Annotated in this window: 10 protein-coding genes; 9 read left to right on the forward strand and 1 reads right to left on the reverse strand. The window is 68.2% G+C overall.

Going from position 1 to position 17,537, the window contains the following annotated elements:
• The first annotated feature begins 127 nt into the window (after positions 1 to 127).
• Entirely contained in the window at positions 128 to 3,397 is a 3,270-nt protein-coding gene (locus ACWGJM_RS33730) for a GH92 family glycosyl hydrolase (protein WP_453415559.1), read from the forward strand.
• 81 nt (positions 3,398 to 3,478) lie between these two features.
• Here the strand turns inward: ACWGJM_RS33730 and ACWGJM_RS33735 are convergent, their stop codons facing one another.
• A complete protein-coding gene (locus ACWGJM_RS33735) occupies positions 3,479 to 7,282 on the reverse strand; it encodes a GH92 family glycosyl hydrolase (protein WP_453415560.1) in 3,804 nt (1,267 codons plus the stop codon).
• 360 nt (positions 7,283 to 7,642) lie between these two features.
• Between ACWGJM_RS33735 and ngcE the strand changes: the two genes are divergently transcribed.
• The 8 genes from ngcE to ACWGJM_RS33775 all read left to right on the forward strand — a co-directional run bounded on the left by ngcE (position 7,643) and on the right by ACWGJM_RS33775 (position 17,512).
• The gene (ngcE, locus tag ACWGJM_RS33740) at positions 7,643 to 9,094 is read left to right on the forward strand and encodes an N-acetylglucosamine/diacetylchitobiose ABC transporter substrate-binding protein (protein WP_453415561.1); all 1,452 of its coding nucleotides are present in this window, start codon (positions 7,643 to 7,645) and stop codon (positions 9,092 to 9,094) included.
• A gap of 30 nt (positions 9,095 to 9,124) precedes the next feature.
• Positions 9,125 to 10,051, forward strand: a complete 927-nt coding sequence (locus ACWGJM_RS33745; protein WP_453415562.1) for a carbohydrate ABC transporter permease — start codon at positions 9,125 to 9,127, stop codon at positions 10,049 to 10,051.
• A gap of 4 nt (positions 10,052 to 10,055) precedes the next feature.
• Positions 10,056 to 11,006, forward strand: a complete 951-nt coding sequence (locus ACWGJM_RS33750) for a carbohydrate ABC transporter permease (protein ID WP_453415563.1) — start codon at positions 10,056 to 10,058, stop codon at positions 11,004 to 11,006.
• A gap of 120 nt (positions 11,007 to 11,126) precedes the next feature.
• Positions 11,127 to 12,317: a hypothetical protein gene (locus tag ACWGJM_RS33755; RefSeq protein ID WP_453415564.1), complete on the forward strand. Its 1,191-nt coding sequence runs from the start codon at positions 11,127 to 11,129 to the stop codon at positions 12,315 to 12,317.
• 403 nt (positions 12,318 to 12,720) lie between these two features.
• The gene (locus tag ACWGJM_RS33760; RefSeq protein WP_453415565.1) at positions 12,721 to 13,920 is read left to right on the forward strand and encodes an ROK family transcriptional regulator; all 1,200 of its coding nucleotides are present in this window, start codon (positions 12,721 to 12,723) and stop codon (positions 13,918 to 13,920) included.
• 122 nt (positions 13,921 to 14,042) lie between these two features.
• Positions 14,043 to 15,146 (forward strand): sugar ABC transporter substrate-binding protein, encoded by a 1,104-nt coding sequence (locus ACWGJM_RS33765; protein ID WP_453415566.1) that lies wholly within the window; start codon positions 14,043 to 14,045, stop codon positions 15,144 to 15,146.
• Between the two features lie 252 nt (positions 15,147 to 15,398).
• Positions 15,399 to 16,190 carry an ATP-binding cassette domain-containing protein gene (locus ACWGJM_RS33770; RefSeq protein WP_453415588.1) on the forward strand — a complete coding sequence of 264 codons (792 nt, stop codon included), beginning with the start codon at positions 15,399 to 15,401 and terminating at the stop codon, positions 16,188 to 16,190.
• The gene (locus ACWGJM_RS33775; protein WP_453415567.1) at positions 16,187 to 17,512 is read left to right on the forward strand and encodes a sugar ABC transporter permease; all 1,326 of its coding nucleotides are present in this window, start codon (positions 16,187 to 16,189) and stop codon (positions 17,510 to 17,512) included. Before ACWGJM_RS33770 ends, ACWGJM_RS33775 begins: the two co-directional genes overlap by 4 nt.
• The last annotated feature ends 25 nt before the right edge of the window (positions 17,513 to 17,537 follow it).

Consider the following 17,537-nt stretch of genomic DNA (forward strand, 5'->3'; position numbering starts at 1 on the left):
GTGACCCCGCGCGTGGCTTCCCGGAGCGGCACGCGGTCTTCCGTGGTACGGCTGGCCCACGTTACTGTCCATGCGGCTTGTGCGACCCGTGGTGCGCGACCCGTCCGTCAGGAGGAAGGGCCGCGTCATGCGTTTCCGTCCCATGTCCCTGCTGCTGGCCGCCGTGCTCGCGGCCGGCGGTTCCCCCGCTCTCGCCCTCGCGGCGACCGCCACCCCGCCGGATCTCGTCAAGGACCCCACGGCATACGTCGATCCGCTGATCGGCACCAAGAACGGCGGCAACGTCTTCCCGGGCGCCGTGGTGCCGTTCGGCATGCTCTCCTTCAGTCCGGAGAACACCCGCGGCGACGCCACCAGAACGGCCGCGCCCGGCGGCTACCAGTACGACGCCACCCGCATCCGCGGCTTCAGCCTCACCCATATGTCCGGTACGGGCTGCGCGGGCGGCAGCGGCGACATCCCGTTCTTCCCGTACGCCGGCGAGGTCACCTCCTCCCCGGCGAGCGACACCAAGGACGCCGTCTACGCCTCCGACTTCAGCCACACCGACGAGAAGGCGGAACCCGGTCACTACGAGGTGGGGCTCGCCTCCGGCGTCACCGCCGACCTCACCGCGACCGAGCGCACCGGCTCGGCCCGCTTCGCCTTCCCGGCCGGCAAACCGGCCTCGCTGCTGGTGCGCACCGCCAACTCCGAGGTCGGCTCGGCCGATTCCACGGTGACCATCGACCCTGAGGCCCGTACGATCTCCGGCTCGGTGACATCCGGCGACTTCTGCGGCTACCTCGACCCCGAAGGCCAACACGCCTACTACACCCTCTACTTCACCGCCCGCTTCGACCGCGCCTTCAAGACCACCGGCACCTGGCAGGACGATGTCCTGAACCCCGGCGCGACGACCGCCTCCGGCGGCACGGGCGGCTTCTCGCACGGCGGGCGGCCCGTCGCGGGCAAGGGAGCGGGCGGATACGTCGAGTTCGCGCCCGGCACCGGGCCGGTGAACATGAAGGTCGGCATCTCCTACGTCAGCCGGGCGGGCGCCGAGGCCAACCTCGCGGCCGAGAACCCGCCACGGCGCTCCTTCGAGGCGGTGCGGGACGCGGCCCGCCGCGCCTGGCGCGACCGGCTCGGCGCGATCCGGACCGGCGGCGGCACGGACCCCGACCGCACCACCTTCTACACCGCCCTCTACCACGCCCTGCTGCACCCCAACGTCATCAGCGACGCTGACCGCCGCTACCGGGGCGGCGACGGCGAGGTGCACGAGGTCGGCCACGGCCACCGGGCCCAGTACGGGACCTTCTCCGGCTGGGACGTCTACCGCGACCAGGTGCAGCTGCTCACCCTCCTCGACCCGGGCACCGGCTCCGACATCGCCCAGTCGCTGTACGAACTGGCCCGGCAGAACGGCGGTGTCTGGGACCGCTGGCTGCACGGCGCGAGCGGCACGCACGTGATGAACGGCGACCCCTCGCCCACCGCGCTGGCCGGCATCCGGGCCTTCGGCGGCACCCACTTCGATCTGCGCGGCGCCCTCGACTCCCTGGTGAAGGCGGCCACCGTCCCCACCGCACAGGACCTGTCGGCGGCGGGCAAGCCGGTGCTGTCGGTGGGCCAGCGCCCCTCGCTCGACAAGTACCTCAAGCTGCACTACATGCCCAGCGTCTCCAACGCCTGGGGCGGCGCCGCCGAGACGCTGGAGATGTCCACCGCCGACTTCTCGCTCTCCCAACTGGCCGCGGTGGCCGGGGAGAAGGACACGGCGAACACCTTCGCGCGCCGCGCCCAGTGGTGGCAGAACAACTTCAACATCGCGGCCGACCCCGGCGGCGGCTACATCGCCAACCGCAAGGCCGACGGCAGCTGGGTCACCGGCTTCACCCCGGACACCGGCAACGGCTTCGTGGAGGGCACGGCGGCCCAGTACACCTGGATGGTCCAGCACGACCCGGCAGGCCTGTTCGCGGCGATGGGCGGCACGGACAAGGCACTGACCCGACTGGACGACTTCTTCCACGACGCCGACGGCGGCTGGGCCTTCACCGGCAGCGGCGGCACCAAGTCCGAACTGGACAACGAGCCGTCGATCAACGTCCCCTACCTGTACGACTACGCGGGCGCCCCCTACAAGGCACAGGAGACCGTCCGCGCGGCGATGCGGCAGCTGTGGTCGACCCAGCCGGGCGGCATCCCCGGCAACGACGACCTGGGCGCCATGTCGTCCTGGTACGTCTTCTCCGCGCTCGGCATGTACCCCCAGGTCCCCTCCCGGGCCGAACTCGTCCTCGCCTCACCGCTGTTCGAGCGGATCGAGATCGACCGGCCGCACGGCAACGACATCTCCATCCGGGCGCGGGGAGCGGCGGCCGACGCGCCGTACGTCCAGTCCCTGAAGGTCGACGGCCGTGGCAGCGACCGGCCTTGGCTGCCCGCGTCCTTCGTCCGGGACGGCGGCCGGCTCGACTACACCCTCTCCGGCACCCCGAACCGTGCCTGGGGCACGACCGACGCCCCGCCGTCCTTCCGGGCGGGCGAGCAGCCGTACCAGATCGGCGTCGGCCCGACCGCGGCCACCGTCGCGCCGGGCGGCAGCACGCAGGCCGACATCCGCGCCCTGTCCCTGAACGGCGGCGCCGGCCCCGAGGTCCGCTTCCGCGTCGAGACCCCGGACGGCATCCAGGCCACACCCGCCGAGGGCACGGTGACCGACGGCGCCCAGGAGATCACGCTCACCGCGGCCGACGGCATCCGGCAGGGCTTCTACGACGTGAAGATCACGGTGACCTCGGGCGACACCTCGTACGAGCAGCCGGTCGCCCTCACCGTGGCCGCCCCCGGCACCCTGCTCGCCGCCTACGACAGCACCGGCGTCTCGGACGACACCGGTGACCACGACGAGGCCGACTACGACGGCGGCGGCTGGAGCTACTCCCGCCAGGCCCTGGCCGCGGCCGGCCTGACCCCCGGCCACCAGAGCACGGTCGACGGCCTCACCTTCACCTGGCCCGACTCACCGCCCGGCCGCCCTGACAACGTCTCCTCGGCCGGCCAGACGATCGAACTGCCCACCCCGGCCGCCGAGCTGTCCTTCATCGGCAGCGCGGTCAACGGCAACCAGCAGACCAAGGCGACCGTCACCTACACCGACGGCAGCACCGACACCATCGACCTCTCCTTCACCGACTGGACCATCGGCGGCGGCTCCGGAACCGTCCAGTACGGCAACGAGACCGTCGCGAAGACCGCGTACCGCAACGTCGCGGGAGCGGACAAGGACCCGGTGGCCACGTACGTCTTCGCCACCAAGCCGTTCGAGGCCCCGTCCGGCAGGAGCATCAGGAGCGTCCGCCTCCCGGACGACGCGGACCTGCACGTGTTCACCCTCGCCACCGGCTGAGCAGCCGGCCGTGAGACAGCCGTGAGACGGAAGGGGCGGGCCCCGCGAGGGACCCGCCCCTTCTGCTGCCGCCGGGAGAGGTCAGGCCAGCAACTCCACCTCCGCCAACGTCGACTCCCCGTCCAGCACCAGCCGGTATCTCGCGTAGCTGCCCGGCTTCGGGATGGTGAACGCCCGCGTCTGGCGGTCCCAGCGGAAGGACTCGCCCGAGCGGCGGTCCACGGTCCGCCAGGTCACGCCGTCGTCGGAGCCCTGAAGGGTCCAGGCGGTCGGGGCCTTCGTGTGGTCGGCCGACGACGTCAGCGTGTACTGGACGGGCCTGGCCGGGCCGCTGACCGGCAGGTCCACCGAGGTGACCGTCGCGTCCGTCGCCGAGGTGTTGTCGAACAGCGGGCCGTCACCCTTGAGGACGTCCGCACGGGGCGTCGGTACCTCGTCGTCCCGGGTGATGGAGACCGGGCCCGCGTTCCGGCCCGAGCCCCAGGTGGAGGGCTTGGAACCCATGTGGAAGTCCAGGACCGCGCCCTTGGCGAGCAGGGAGTGGGGGAGCGAGGTGGAGGTCCAGGGGCGGCCGTTGACGGTCAGGCCCTGCACGTAGACGTTCTTCGCGCTGTTGCGCGGCGCCCGTACCACCAGGTCCCGGCCGTTCTCCAGATGGACGGTCGCCTTCTTGAACAGCGGGGAGCCGATGGCGTACTCGCCGCTGCCCATGACCAGCGGGTAGATGCCGAGCGCGGAGAACAGGTACCAGGCGGACTGCTCGCCGTTGTCCTCGTCGCCGTGGTAGCCCTGCCCGATCTCGCTGCCCGTGTAGAGACGGGACAGTGCCTCACGGACGGCGGCCTGCGTCTTCCAGGGCTGGCCGGCCGCGTCGTACATGTAGATGACGTGGTGCGCGACCTGGTTGGAGTGGCCGTACATGCCCATCCGGACGTCCCGCGCCTCGGTCATCTCGTGGATGACACCCCCGTAGGAGCCGACGAAGTCGGGCGAGGCCGTCTCCGGGGTGGCGAAGTACTTGTCGAGCTTGTCGGCGAGAGCGTCACGGCCGCCGTACAGGTTGGCCAGGCCCCGGCTGTCCTGCGGGGCGCTGAAGGCGTAGCCCCAGCCGTTGGTCTCGGTGTAGTCGTAGCCCCACACGCGCGGGTCGTACTTCGACGAGTCGACCCGCCAGGCGCCCTTCTCGTCGCGGCCCTGGAAGAAGCCCGCCTTGCCGTCGAAGAGGTCGACGTAGTCCTGGGCGCGGTTGAGGAAGTACTCCGACTCCTCCTTGTAGTGCTTCTCGCCCGTCTTCCGGTACAGGGCCTGGCCCATCCTGGCGATGCCGTAGTCGTTGACGTATCCCTCCATCGCCCACGACAGGCCCTCGTGCGTGTCGGTGCTGGTGTAGCCGAGGAAGGGCGAGGTGCTCATGCCCTTGCGGCCCACGCCCGACATCGGCGGCACGACGGTCGCGTTCTTCAGGGCCGCGTCGTACGCCGCCCCCGCGTCGAAGTCGACGCCCTTGACGTACGCGTCGGCGAAGGCCACGTCCGAGGAGGTGCCGGTCATCAGGTCGGCGTAGCCGGGGGAGGACCAGCGCGAGGTCCAGCCGCCGTCCTTGTACTGCTGGACGAAACCGTCCACCATCTCGCCCGCCTGAGAAGGAGTCAGCAGGGAGTACGCCGGCCACGTCGTGCGGTAGGTGTCCCAGAAGCCGTTGTTGACGTACACCTTGCCGTCCACGATCTTCGCGCCGGTGTGCGTCGGGGTGTCCGGGCCCGGCATGGGGGAGAAGGGGGAGGCGTACTGGTCCTTGCCGCCGACCTTCTCGAAGCCCGAGTTGGGGTACAGGTACAGCCGGTACAGGCCCGAGTAGAGGGTGGTCAGCTGGTCGGGGGTCGCGCCCTCGACCTCGACCCGGCCGAGCAGCTTGTCCCAGGTCCGCTGGGCGCGCGCCTTGACCGTGTCGAAGGAGGTGCCGTCCGGGATCTCCTGACGCAGGTTGTCCTTCGCCTGGTCGACGCTGATCAGGGAGGTGGCCAGACGGAGGTTCACCGTGTGGTCCTTGCCCGCGTCGAAGCGGAGCCAGCCCTTGACCCCGCTCGCGTCGCCGCCCGTCACCGGCTTGTCGAACTCGCCGTACACGAACAGCCGGGTCGCCCCGGTCGACAGACCCGACTTCACGTCGGAGTAGCCGGTGACGACACCGTGCTCCTTGTCGAGGGTGAGGCCCGCCTGCTCGGTGACGTTGTCGAAGAGCACGCTCGCGTCCGCGCCCGGATAGGTGAAGCGCAGCGCCGCCGCGTGGTCGGTCGGCGTCATCTCGGCCGTCAGCCCGTTCTCGAACCGCACCCCGTAGTAGTACGGCCGCGCGGTCTCGTTCTCGTGCCGGAAGGCCAGTGCCCTCGCCTCGCGGCCGGTGTCAGGGGTGCCCGCCGCGGCGGACGGCATCAGCTGGAAGGTCTGCCGGTCACCCATCCAGGGGCTGGGCTCGTGGCTCGCGCTGAACGCCTGGATCGTCGGCAGGTTGTCGTCGTTGTTGGCCCGCGCGTACTCGTACAGCCAGCTCATCGAGGACGCGTTGGTCACCGGCGTCCAGAAGTTGAAGCCGTGCGGCAGCGCCGTCGCGGGGAAGTCGTTGCCGCGCGAGAAGCTGCCGGTGGAGTTGGTGCCGCGGGTCGTCAGCGCGTAGTCGGACAGGTGCGCCCTGGGCTTCTCCGGGGCGACGGGCTTTATCGCCACGTCGTCGAGCCAGCCGCGGAACTTCGCCGGGCCGCCGGGGGAGTCGTACGCCAGCAGGATCCGGTCGACCGTCTTCCCGGCGGCCACCGACCCGATCCGGGAGACCACGTCGTTCCACTGGTTGACGTAGAGCACCTTGGCCGCGCCCTGCCCCCGCGGCGACAGGGGAAAGCCGTGCTGGTCGCTCGCGCCCAGGTCGCTCAGATAGGTGCCGTCGGTGAAGGCCAGGTCCACGGAGACATTGGTGGCGTCGTAGTCGCGGTCGCCGTCGGCCATGGAGGGGAAGAGGCGGTACGACAACTGGGTGTCGCGACTTGTCTTCACGTTCACGTCGAAGATCTTGTTGTACGAGTACGCCCGGCCGGCCGCCGTATGCCGTCCGGCGTAGCGCAGTGCCCGCTTTCCGGTGAACCCGGCCCGGGCCTTCGCGGTCGGCGAGCCGCTCGGGCCGCGGTCGACCAGCGAGAGCATGTCCTGCGGGACCGGGCCGCCCCCGCCGCCCGTGGAGAACTGCACGTCGGCGAGCTGCACGATGTCCGGGGCGCCGCTGTTCTTCGTGATCTCGAGGCGGAAGTGCTGGTACTCGGCCGGTTCGGCGAGGTCGTAGGACTTGGTCTGGAACCGTTCGGAGAAGGACTCCCCCGACCGGGTGTCGACGGTCTTCCAGTCCTTGCCGTCGGTGGAACCCTTCAGGGTCCAGTCCTGCGGGTCGCGTTCGGCCAAGTCATTGGCCGAGGTGAGTGCGTATGTCACCAGCTTTATGGGTTTGTCCAGGTCGAACTCGGCCCAGCCGGTGGGCTCGAAGGTCAGCCATTTGGTGCCGGGCTCGCCGTCGACCAGGTTCTCCTTCACCTCGCCCGCGCCCGTGTTCTCGCCGCTGGCCCGCACCTCGGTGACGTGGTCGGTCACATTGCCCGGAATGCCGGTGCTGTACCCGCCGTCGACACCCGAGGCGCGCTTGGCGCCGTCCGGCCCGGTGTCGACGGTGTTCAGCCAGTCCGGCGCCGGATCACCCTGTTCGAACGAGGATGCGAACTCCCGGTCGGTGGCCGGTGCCTTGGCGGGCAGGGCGACCGCGGCCCCCTGCGATCCGACCGCCATGACGAAGGCGGCCGCAAGGACGACCGCCGGACCCCATCTGTGCCGAGTTCTCCGCTGCATCTACGGAAACCCTCCCTGCGCCCGATCATCGGACAACGTTGTCAACTGCGGAACGCAAGAACCAGTAGGGAGTCAAGTGGCCCGTGATGTCAAGGGTGTTGGGCGTGGCATTCAGGCCTAATGGCGCGGATTTTTCCGGCATGGAACGCACAGGGGGCTCATATTTCCGCGAGGTCTCAACTCGGAAAAGACCGATGACCAAGCTTGCATTCGATCTTGCTTCGCGCCCGAGAAGTGGACTATACCTGTCGGCGTTTCCTGCACCACTCGGCGTTTCCTGCACGACCCAGCGCTACCCGACCGCGGTGCCGGGAGGATCCGGTTCACCGCCTGAGTCCTGGAGAAGGCGAGGACTTGAGCATGGGATCCACTTCCGCAGCGAACCACGGTACCGACGGCGTCGGCCGCCGGGATCTGATCAAGCGATCCGCGGCCCTCGGTCTGCTGAGCGTGCCCGCGGCGGGTTTCCTGTCCGCGTGCGCCAGCAGTGGCGGCGGCGGCCAGGACAAGGCCAAGACGGGCAAGAAGACCTCGAAGAACCCGCTCGGCGTCAACGACGGCGCGCAGATGGAATTCGTCCTGTTCGACGGCGGTTTCGGCAAGGAATACGCCCAGGACGCCGTGAAGATCTACGAGAAGGACTTCCCCAAGGCGAAGGTGAAGTTCTCCGCCACCCAGAAGATCCAGTCCACGCTCCAGCCCCGCTTCAACCAGGGCAACCCGCCCGACCTCATCGACAACTCCGGCGCCGAGCAGATGGACATGGGCGTCCTGGTCGGCAAGAACCAGCTCGCCGACCTCACCCCACTGCTGGACGCCCCGTCGTACGACGACCCGAGCAAGAAGGTCCGCGACACGCTGCGCCCCGGCATCGTGGAGATGGGCCAGTTCGACGGCGAGCCGGTCTGGATCATGTACTACGCCTACACGGTGTACGGCGTCTGGTACTCCCAGAAGGCCCTGGACTCGCTGGACGAGAAGTACCCCGAGACCTGGGACGAGATGCTCGCCGTATGCGCCAAGGCCAAGAAGAAGGGCATGGCGGGCTGGACGTACGCCGGCAAGTACCCGTACTACGTCCCCTTCTCGCTCTACCCCATGATCGGCAAGGTCGGCGGCCGTGAGGTGCTCGACGCCATCGACAACCTCGAGCCGAACGCCTGGAAGCACCCGGCCGTCAAGGCCTGTTTCGAGGCGTACTACGAGCTCTACAAGAAGGGTTACATCCTTCAGGGGACCCCGGGTCTGGACCACATCCAGTCACAGACCGCGTGGGCCAAGGGCAAGGCGCTGTTCATCCCGAACGGCTCCTGGGTGGAGAACGAGTCGGCGAACGTCATCCCCAAGGACTTCAACCTCGCCGTCTCCGCGCCCACCGGCATCGACTCCTCCGACAAGATGCCCTTCGGCACCATCTGGGCCTCCGGCGGCGAACCCTTCGTCGTCCCGGCCAAGGCCGCGAACCCCGACGGCGGCATGGAGCAGCTGCGCATCATGCTCAGCGAGGCGTCCTCGAAGAACTTCACGGCCAAGGTGAAGTCCCTCACCGCCTACAACGGCGGCACCTCCGGCATCGCCCTCACCCCCGGCCTGAAGTCGGGCGTGGCCGCGCTGGAGAAGGCGGGCGACAATGTGGTGAATCCGCGGCTCCAGGACTGGTACGTGCAGTTGGAGAAGGAACAGATCGGTGTGGCCGGTCTCGGCGAGATGATGGCCGGACGGGCCACCCCGGCGGAGACCATCAAGAAGATCCAGGGCTTCGCCGACGCGGCCGCGAAGGACACGTCGATCAAGCACTACAAGCACCAGTAGCCCGTATTCCATATCGGCACCGGAGTGGCGATGCAGCACGGCAAGTACCGGTTCATCGTGGGGTTCCTGGCGCTCCCCCTGGGACTGTACGCGCTCTTCGTGGTCTGGCCGTTCATCCAGTCCATCTACTACTCGTTCACGGACTGGACCGGCCTGAGCCCCGAGTTCAAGATGGTCGGCCTGGACAATTACCGGAGGATGCTCGACGACGAAATCTTCTGGAAGTCCTTGCGGCACAGCTTGATGTTCGCGGTCGTGCTGCCGCTGGTGACGATCAGCCTGGCGCTGTTCTTCGCCTTCATGATCAATGTGGGTGGACGTAGAAGGAGGGGCGGCCCGGTGGTCTCCGGTGTCCGGGGCTCCTCCTTCTACAAGATCGTCTACTTCTTCCCCCAGGTGCTGTCGATCGCGATCGTCTCGCTCCTGTTCGCCTTCGCGTACAACCCCGACAGCGGCGCGGTCAACTCGCTGCTGCGCGGGATCGGCCTCGACCACGTCCAGCCGCTGTGGCTGGGCGATCCGAACCTGGCCCTGTGGTGCGTGATGGCGGTGCTCGTGTGGTCCACGGTCGGCTTCTTCGTGGTCCTGTTCTCGGCGGGCATGGCCTCCATCCCGGCGGACCTCTACGAGGCGGCTCTGCTGGACGGGGCCGGCCGCGCCAACACGTTCTTCCGCATCACCCTGCCGCTGCTGTGGGACACCGTGCAGTCCGGCTGGGTCTACATGGGCATCCTCGCCCTGGGCGCCGAGTCCTTCGCGGTCGTGCAGATCATGACGACCGGGCCGGGCGGCCCCGACTACTCGACCACCGTGATGGTCCTGTACGTGTACCAGAAGGCGTTCCGGGACGGTCAGGCCGCCTACGCCACCACCATCGGCGTCGCCCTGCTCGTCGTCACGCTGGCCTTCGCCGCGGTCGTGATGCGGCTGGGCCGTCGCGAGCGGCTGGAGTTCTGATCACATGAAGACGACGGAATCTCCCGACACTCCGGGGACCCCCGACACCCCCGCCTCCGCCTCGGCTCCGTCCGGTGTCCCCGTGGTGAAGGTCGACGTGCCGGCCGGAGCGAGGCCCGAGCGAAAAAAGGAGGGCCGTGTCCTCAACGTCTTCTCGCACGGCATCCTGGTCATCTGGGCGATCATGGTGGTCATGCCGCTGCTGTGGGCGGTGATGACGTCCTTCAAGGACGACAGCTCCATCTTCGGCTCGCCCTGGTCGCTCCCGGACAAGCTGCACTTCGACAACTGGGCGCGGGCCTGGACCGACGCCAATATGAGCGACTACTTCCTCAACACCATCCTGGTGGTCGGCGGTTCGCTCATCGGCACGCTGGTGCTCGGCTCCATGGCGGCGTACGTCCTGGCCCGCTTCGACTTCCCGGGCAACCGCTTCATCTACTACCTGTTCATCGGCGGCATGAGCTTCCCGATCATGCTGGCGCTGGTCCCGCTGTTCTACGTCGTGAACAACATGGGCCTGCTGAACACCATCCACGGCCTGATCCTGGTCTATATCGCGTATTCGCTGCCCTTCACGGTCTTCTTCCTGACCGCTTTCTTCCGCACGCTGCCGACCTCGGTGGCGGAGGCGGCCTTCGTCGACGGCGCGTCCCACTCCCGCACGTTCTTCCAGATCATGCTGCCGATGGCCAAGCCCGGCCTGATCAGCGTCGGCATCTTCAACTTCCTGGGGCAGTGGAATCAGTACATGCTCCCCACGGTCCTCAACACCGACCCCGACAAACGTGTCCTCACCCAGGGCCTGGTCCAGCTCGCCGCCAGCCAGGGCTACAAGGGCGACTGGTCGGGCCTGTTCGCGGGCCTGGTGATGGCGATGCTGCCGGTGCTCGCGGCGTACATCGTCTTCCAGCGGCAGGTGGTGCAGGGGCTCACTGCGGGGGCATTGAAATAGATTGCTCGAATAAATCGCTCCTACGTTTATCCGATATTCGCACTATCACTCGATCGCGAATGGATTTCATCTGCGAGGTGGTGAAAAAGCGCTGTCCGTGGGCATCGCATAGTCATTAAAGTGCTGACCGTGACAGATCTGAGTGTCGGGCGTGCACTGTCGACGACTTACAAAGGCGCCAAGTGGGGGCTGCGGACCTGGACGCAGCGCCAGTGGTTCAAGTACCTGGTCCGGCGATCCGTCGTCCTGGCGCTGCTCATGGGAGTCCAGGACGTGGCGCCCCAGCGGATCAGGGAAGCCGCCACGAGTATGACCAGAGTGCTGATGAAGACCTCCATACCCATGGAGAGCGAGGGGTTCTTCGCGAAGCTGGGGCACTGGTTCAGGCGCTGGGTGACGCACGGGGTCAGATACCCGGAGTTCCGCGGCCCGGAGCGCGACTCGTTTCAGGAGCGCTTACGCAGATGGGCGCATGAAGCCGCGAGGAGCGAGAAGGGAAGACTGGCCCTCGATTACGTGTCCTTCCCCGGTGGAGAAGGCCAGGCCGAAATCTTCGCCAGAAACTTCCAGCTGGCCACGGCGCATGTTCTGAACGACCCGACAGGGCCTCCCACCGACTCCCAGAACCATGCTCGCGACAGAATGCTGCACGAGATAGAGGTCGGGCTGACCGAGCAGCAGATCCAGGCGAGGATGCACAACCGGAACGCCTTCCTGAGGAGCTTCGCGGCCGGTGCCACGGGTGCTGCCTTCAGCGCCATCGGGATGCACAACGACTGGTACGAGACCGTCGGGTTCGCGGTGGTGGGAGCGGGCGCTTCCGCCACGGTCGACTACACCCTGCTGGGTGCGCGACGCGTCACCCAGAGGATGACGGCCGCGCGGAGAAAGACTCTCGCGTGGCTGCTCTTCCTCATCAAGGCGCTGGTCAGATGGCAGGGGGAGGCACTTCCCGGCTGGGAGATCGAAGAGGGCTGGAGGGACTATCTGCCACGAGCGCTCGACTTTCTGGCGACGGAGGACAACGACGCCCTTCAGGGAATGCTCCATGAATGGGGGACGTCCGAGCGGCTCGAAAAGCTCATCGCGACAGCGGAGCGGGCGTCGGACGAAGATCTCAGCAGACTTCTGACCGAAGTCGAGACCGCGTTGGACTACGGCGAACTCCACGATTTCCCGAACGCCGTCAGGAACCTTCTCTACCTGCTCAGAGGGATTTCCCCCAGGAGCGGCGGGCACTCACGCCCGGAGATCGCTCCGGGGGAACGCCCGCCGCAGCTGCCCGGCATCCCCGACGAACTCGAGTGGTGACGAGCCGCCCGCGGGCCCGGAGACCCGGTACCGGCGAGCGCGGCGGATGGCGGCGATGGCGGCCGGTGCGGCCGGCCGCCCTTCGGCTCCCATGGGTTCCGCGGCTGAATGATCCCCGCAGCCCGTCCGCGCCGCCTCGTCAGGTCCCCACAGCCGCCCCGCCGGCCCCCCGAACCCTCTTCGGACCGGCTCCCGCCCTGCTCCGAGGTGGACTGCGGGGGTCCTGCGGGTGTCGCGGGCGGAACATAAGATCCGACAGCGATTTCCGTCAAGGACTTGACTGCGGTAAGCCGTTCAGCAGAGCTTGGAGTTCATAACTTGTAAGTGGCCCGGTTCCGTAGATGTGACCTGGGCCACGGGCGGCGCAGGGGCCGCCCGGCCGATGGCGGGAGTGGATGGGTCGATGGAGACTCCGGGGTCGCAGTCATCGCTGCACCGAGCCAACCTGGAACGGGTCGTACGGGCGGTGCGGCTGGCCGGGTCGCTCACGCAGGCCGAGATCGCGCGGACGACCGGGCTGTCCGCCGCGACGGTCTCCAACATCGTGCGGGAACTGAAGGACGGCGGGACCGTCGAGGTGACCCCCACCTCGGCCGGCGGCCGGCGGGCCCGCAGCGTCTCCCTCAGCGGTGACGCGGGCATCGTCATCGGTGTCGACTTCGGGCACACCCACCTGCGCGTCGCGATCGGGAACCTCGCGCACCAGGTGCTCGCCGAGGAGTCCGAGCCCCTGGACGTCGACGCCTCCGCGACCCAGGGCTTCGACCGGGCGGAGGAACTGGTCAACCGCCTGATCGAGGCGACCGGCGTCGACCGTTCCAAGATCGCCGGCGTCGGCGTCGGCGTACCCGGTCCGATCGACGTCGAGTCCGGGACGCTGGGCTCGACCGCCATCCTGCCGGGCTGGACCGGCGCCCGCCCGGCCGAGGAACTCAGAGCCAGGCTCGGCGTGCCCGTGCACGTGGACAACGACGCCAACCTCGGCGCCCTGGGCGAACTGGTCTGGGGCAGCGGGCGCGGCGTACGTGATCTTGCTTACATCAAGGTCGCCAGCGGTGTCGGCGCCGGCCTGGTGATCAACGGGATGATCTACCGCGGCCCCGGCGGCACGGCGGGCGAGATCGGACACATCACGCTCGACGAAGCCGGACCGGTCTGCCGCTGCGGGAACCGCGGCTGCCTGGAGACCTTCGCGGCCGCCCGCTACGTGCTCCCGCTCCTCCAGTCCAGCCACGGCACCGACCTGACCATGGAAGGCGTCGTCCGGCTGGCCCGGGACGGGGACCCGGGCTGCCGTCGGGTGATCGCCGACGTCGGCCGCCACATCGGCAGCGGCGTGGCCAACCTCTGCAATCTGCTGAACCCGAGCCGGGTGGTCCTCGGCGGCGACCTGGCCGAGGCCGGAGAGCTCGTCCTGGGGCCGATCAGAGAGTCCGTCGGCCGCTACGCCATCCCCAGTGCCGCCCGCCAGCTGTCGGTGCTCCCGGGGGCCCTCGGGGGCCGCGCGGAGGTGCTCGGAGCCCTCGCCCTCGCCCTCAGTGAAATGGGTGATTCAACCCTTTTGGACAGCACCTTGGCGGTCGCGGCACCCGCCTTCACTTAGAGAACGAATGACGCCGTTGCCATCTCGTTAAGTATTTACTTCTTGACGTCGCACGTGTGGCCGAGTTGACTTCCAGCCACCTCGGCCGCAGCGTTGCGGCCCTGTCAGGGAGGCACCCCCAAATGAACGCAACGATGCGTAGAGTCGTGATCGGAACCGCGGCGGTTTCGATGGCCCTGTCGATGGCCGCCTGTGGCAAGGCCGGCGACAAGAAGGACGACTCCGGCAGCAGCTCCTCCGGTGGCGGCAGCAAGACCATCGGTCTGCTGCTCCCCGACAGCGTCACCGCGCGCTACGAGAAGTTCGACCACCCGCTCTTCGAGGCGAAGGTCAAGGAGCTCTGCGCCGACTGCAAGGTCGAGTACGCGAACGCCGCCGGCGACGCGGCCAAGCAGGCCCAGCAGGTGAGCAGCATGATCACCAAGGGTGTCAAGGTCATCGTGATCAGCGCCCAGGACTCTGCCGCCATCAAGTCCTCCATCCAGACCGCCGTGAACAAGGGCATCAAGGTCGTCGCGTACGACCGCCTCGCCCAGGGCCCGGTCTCCGCGTACGTCTCCTTCGACAACGTCAAGGTCGGCCAGCTCCAGGGCCAGGCGCTGATCGACTCGCTCGGCTCCAAGGCCACCAAGAAGTCGAAGGTCGTCATGATCAACGGTGACGACGCCGACCCGAACGCGGGCCAGTTCAAGAAGGGTGCCCACGACGCCCTCGACGGCAAGGTCGACATCGCCTACGAGCAGTCCGGCCTGTGGAAGGACTCCGTCGCCGCGCAGAAGATGAAGGCGGCCATCACGCAGCTGGGCGCCAAGAAGATCGCGGGCGTCTACTCCGCCAACGACGGCATGGCCGGCGGTATCGCCACCACCCTCAAGGGCGCCGGCATCAGCGGCATCCCGCTGACCGGTCAGGACGCGGAGCTCGCGGGTATCCAGCGCATCGTCGCCGGCACCCAGTCCTCCACGGTCTACAAGGCCTTCAAGCCGGAGGCCGACGCCGCCGCCACGCTGGCCGTCGACATCCTCCAGGGCAAGAGCATCTCCTCCCTCGCCACCACGACGCAGACCAGCGGCTCCGGTGACAAGGTGCCCTCGCAGCTGCTGACCCCGGTGTCGGTCACCAAGGCCAACATCAAGGACACGGTGCTCAAGGACAAGGTCTACACCGTCCAGGACATCTGCACCGCTGAGTTCGCCAAGGCCTGCAAGGCCGCCGGCCTCCAGTAGTCACCCGCTCGCAGGAGCGACCCTCCGCCGGTACCGGCCGCCGTCGAGCGGCCGGTGACCGCCCGGCGGAACCGCGAACTCCTCCGACGCCCGCCCCGGCCTTCATACCCCGCTGCCGGGCGGGCGTCGGACGGACCCGTTGCCAACGGCGGCGGATTCGCGCATGTTCATCTTGTTGACCACGTGCATTCGCACGTCCCTCCGCGCCTGTCCCCCAAGCGCGGCATCCCCGCCGGTCAGGCGGCGAAGGAGATGGTTCACGTGTCCGCTACGCCCGTGCTGGCGTTGCGCGGAGTCTCCAAGCGATTCGGTGCGGTCCAGGCCCTCACCGACGTCGAACTGGAGGTCCACGCCGGAGAAGTGGTCGCCCTGGTGGGCGACAACGGCGCAGGTAAGTCCACCCTGGTCAAGACGATCGCGGGTGTCCACCCCATCGATGAGGGCGTCATCGAGTGGGAGGGCAACGCGGTCAGCATCAACAAGCCGCACGACGCCCAGGGGCTCGGCGTCGCGACGGTCTATCAGGACCTCGCGCTGTGCGACAACCTCGACGTGGTCGGCAACCTCTTCCTGGGGCGCGAGCTGCTGCACCGGGGCGTCATCGACGAGGTGTCGATGGAGAAGCAGGCCCGTGAGCTGCTGAGCACGCTCTCGATCCGCATCCCGAGCGTCCGCATCCCGATCGCCAGCCTCTCCGGCGGTCAGCGCCAGGTCGTGGCCATCGCCCGCGCCCTGATCGGTGACCCGAAGGTGGTCATCCTCGACGAGCCCACCGCCGCCCTCGGTGTCGAGCAGACCGCGCAGGTCCTCGACCTGGTCGAGCGGCTGCGCGAGCGCAACCTCGGCGTCATCCTCATCAGCCACAACATGGCGGACGTCAAGGCCGTCGCGGACACCGTCGCCGTGCTGCGCCTGGGCAAGAACAACGGCTCCTTCTCCGTGAAGGACACCAGCCACGAAGAGATCATCGCCGCGATCACCGGTGCCACGGACAACGCCGTGACCCGTCGTGCGGGGCGTCGCACCCCGGAGGCGGCAAAGTGAGCGAGACGTCGAACACCGTGAAGCAGGACCCGGAGCCCGTCGTGTCCAAGGACACCGTCTCCTCCGTCGAGGACCCCGCGTCCGCGGCCGTCCCCGTCGTCGACCCGCGCCTGCTGGTCCGTGAAGAGGGCTTCAAGGGCTACATCACCGAGTTCAAGCGGAAGATCAAGGGTGGCGAGCTGGGCTCGCTGCCGGTCGTCATCGGTCTGATCATCATCTGGACCATCTTCCAGGCGAAGAACGACCGCTTCCTCAGCGCCGACAACCTGTCCAGCATCAGCTACTTCCTCTCGGCCACCGGCATGCTCGCCATCGGCCTCGTGTTCGTGCTGCTGCTCGGCGAGATCGACCTCTCCGTCGGCTCGGTCAGCGGTCTGGCGTCCACAGTGTTCGCCGTCTTCGTCGTCAACCACGGCATGAACGAGTGGCTGGCGCTCGTCCTCACGATCGTCACCGGCATCGGCATCGGCGCGCTGCACGGCTGGTTCTTCGCCAAGATCGGCGTACCCGCATTCGTCGTGACACTGGCCGGCTTCCTCGGCTGGAACGGTCTGATGCTGTGGCTGCTGGGCGACAGCGGCACGATCAACATCCCGGCCGACTCCGGCCCGGTGCACCTCTTCGGCCAGAGCTCCTTCTTCATGGACCAGGCCATCATCGGCGCCTACCTGCTGGCCGGCCTCGGTGTCGTGCTGACGGCCGTGGGCTCGTTCAACGAGCAGCGCCGCCGTCGCGCGGCCGGTGTGCCCTTCCGGCCCACCAGCGAGATCCTCATCCGTGTCGGTCTGCTCGCCGTCGCGTCCTTCGTCGCCGCGGCCGTGCTGAACAACGCCGAAGGTGTCTCCAACGCCCTGGTGATCTTCCTCGCGGCGCTGGTCGTCGTGGACTTCGTACTGCGCCGTACGACGTACGGCCGCAAGGTCTTCGCGGTCGGTGGCGGCATCGAGGCGGCCCGCCGTGCCGGTATCAGCGTGCCGATGGTCCGTATCACCGTGTTCGCCATCTCCGGTGGCTTCGCGGCGATCGGCGGCATGTTCTTCGCGGGGCAGACCGCGAGCGCGACGCTGAACGCCGGTGGCGGTAACACCCTGATGCTGGCGATCGCCGCGGCGGTCATCGGCGGTACGAGCCTCTTCGGTGGCCGTGGGTCGGTGTGGTCCGCGCTGCTGGGCATGCTGGTGATCCAGTCGATCCAGACGGGTCTGGACCTGCTGAACATGAACACGTCGATCCAGTACATGATCACCGGTGCGGTGCTGCTGGGCGCGGTGGTCATCGACTCGGTGTCGCGTCGTAGCCAGAAGGCCGCCGGGCGTGCGTAAACGGTTCGCCTAGTCGCCGCAGGGG

The sequence above is a fragment of the Streptomyces sp. NPDC054834 genome (assembly GCF_053611185.1).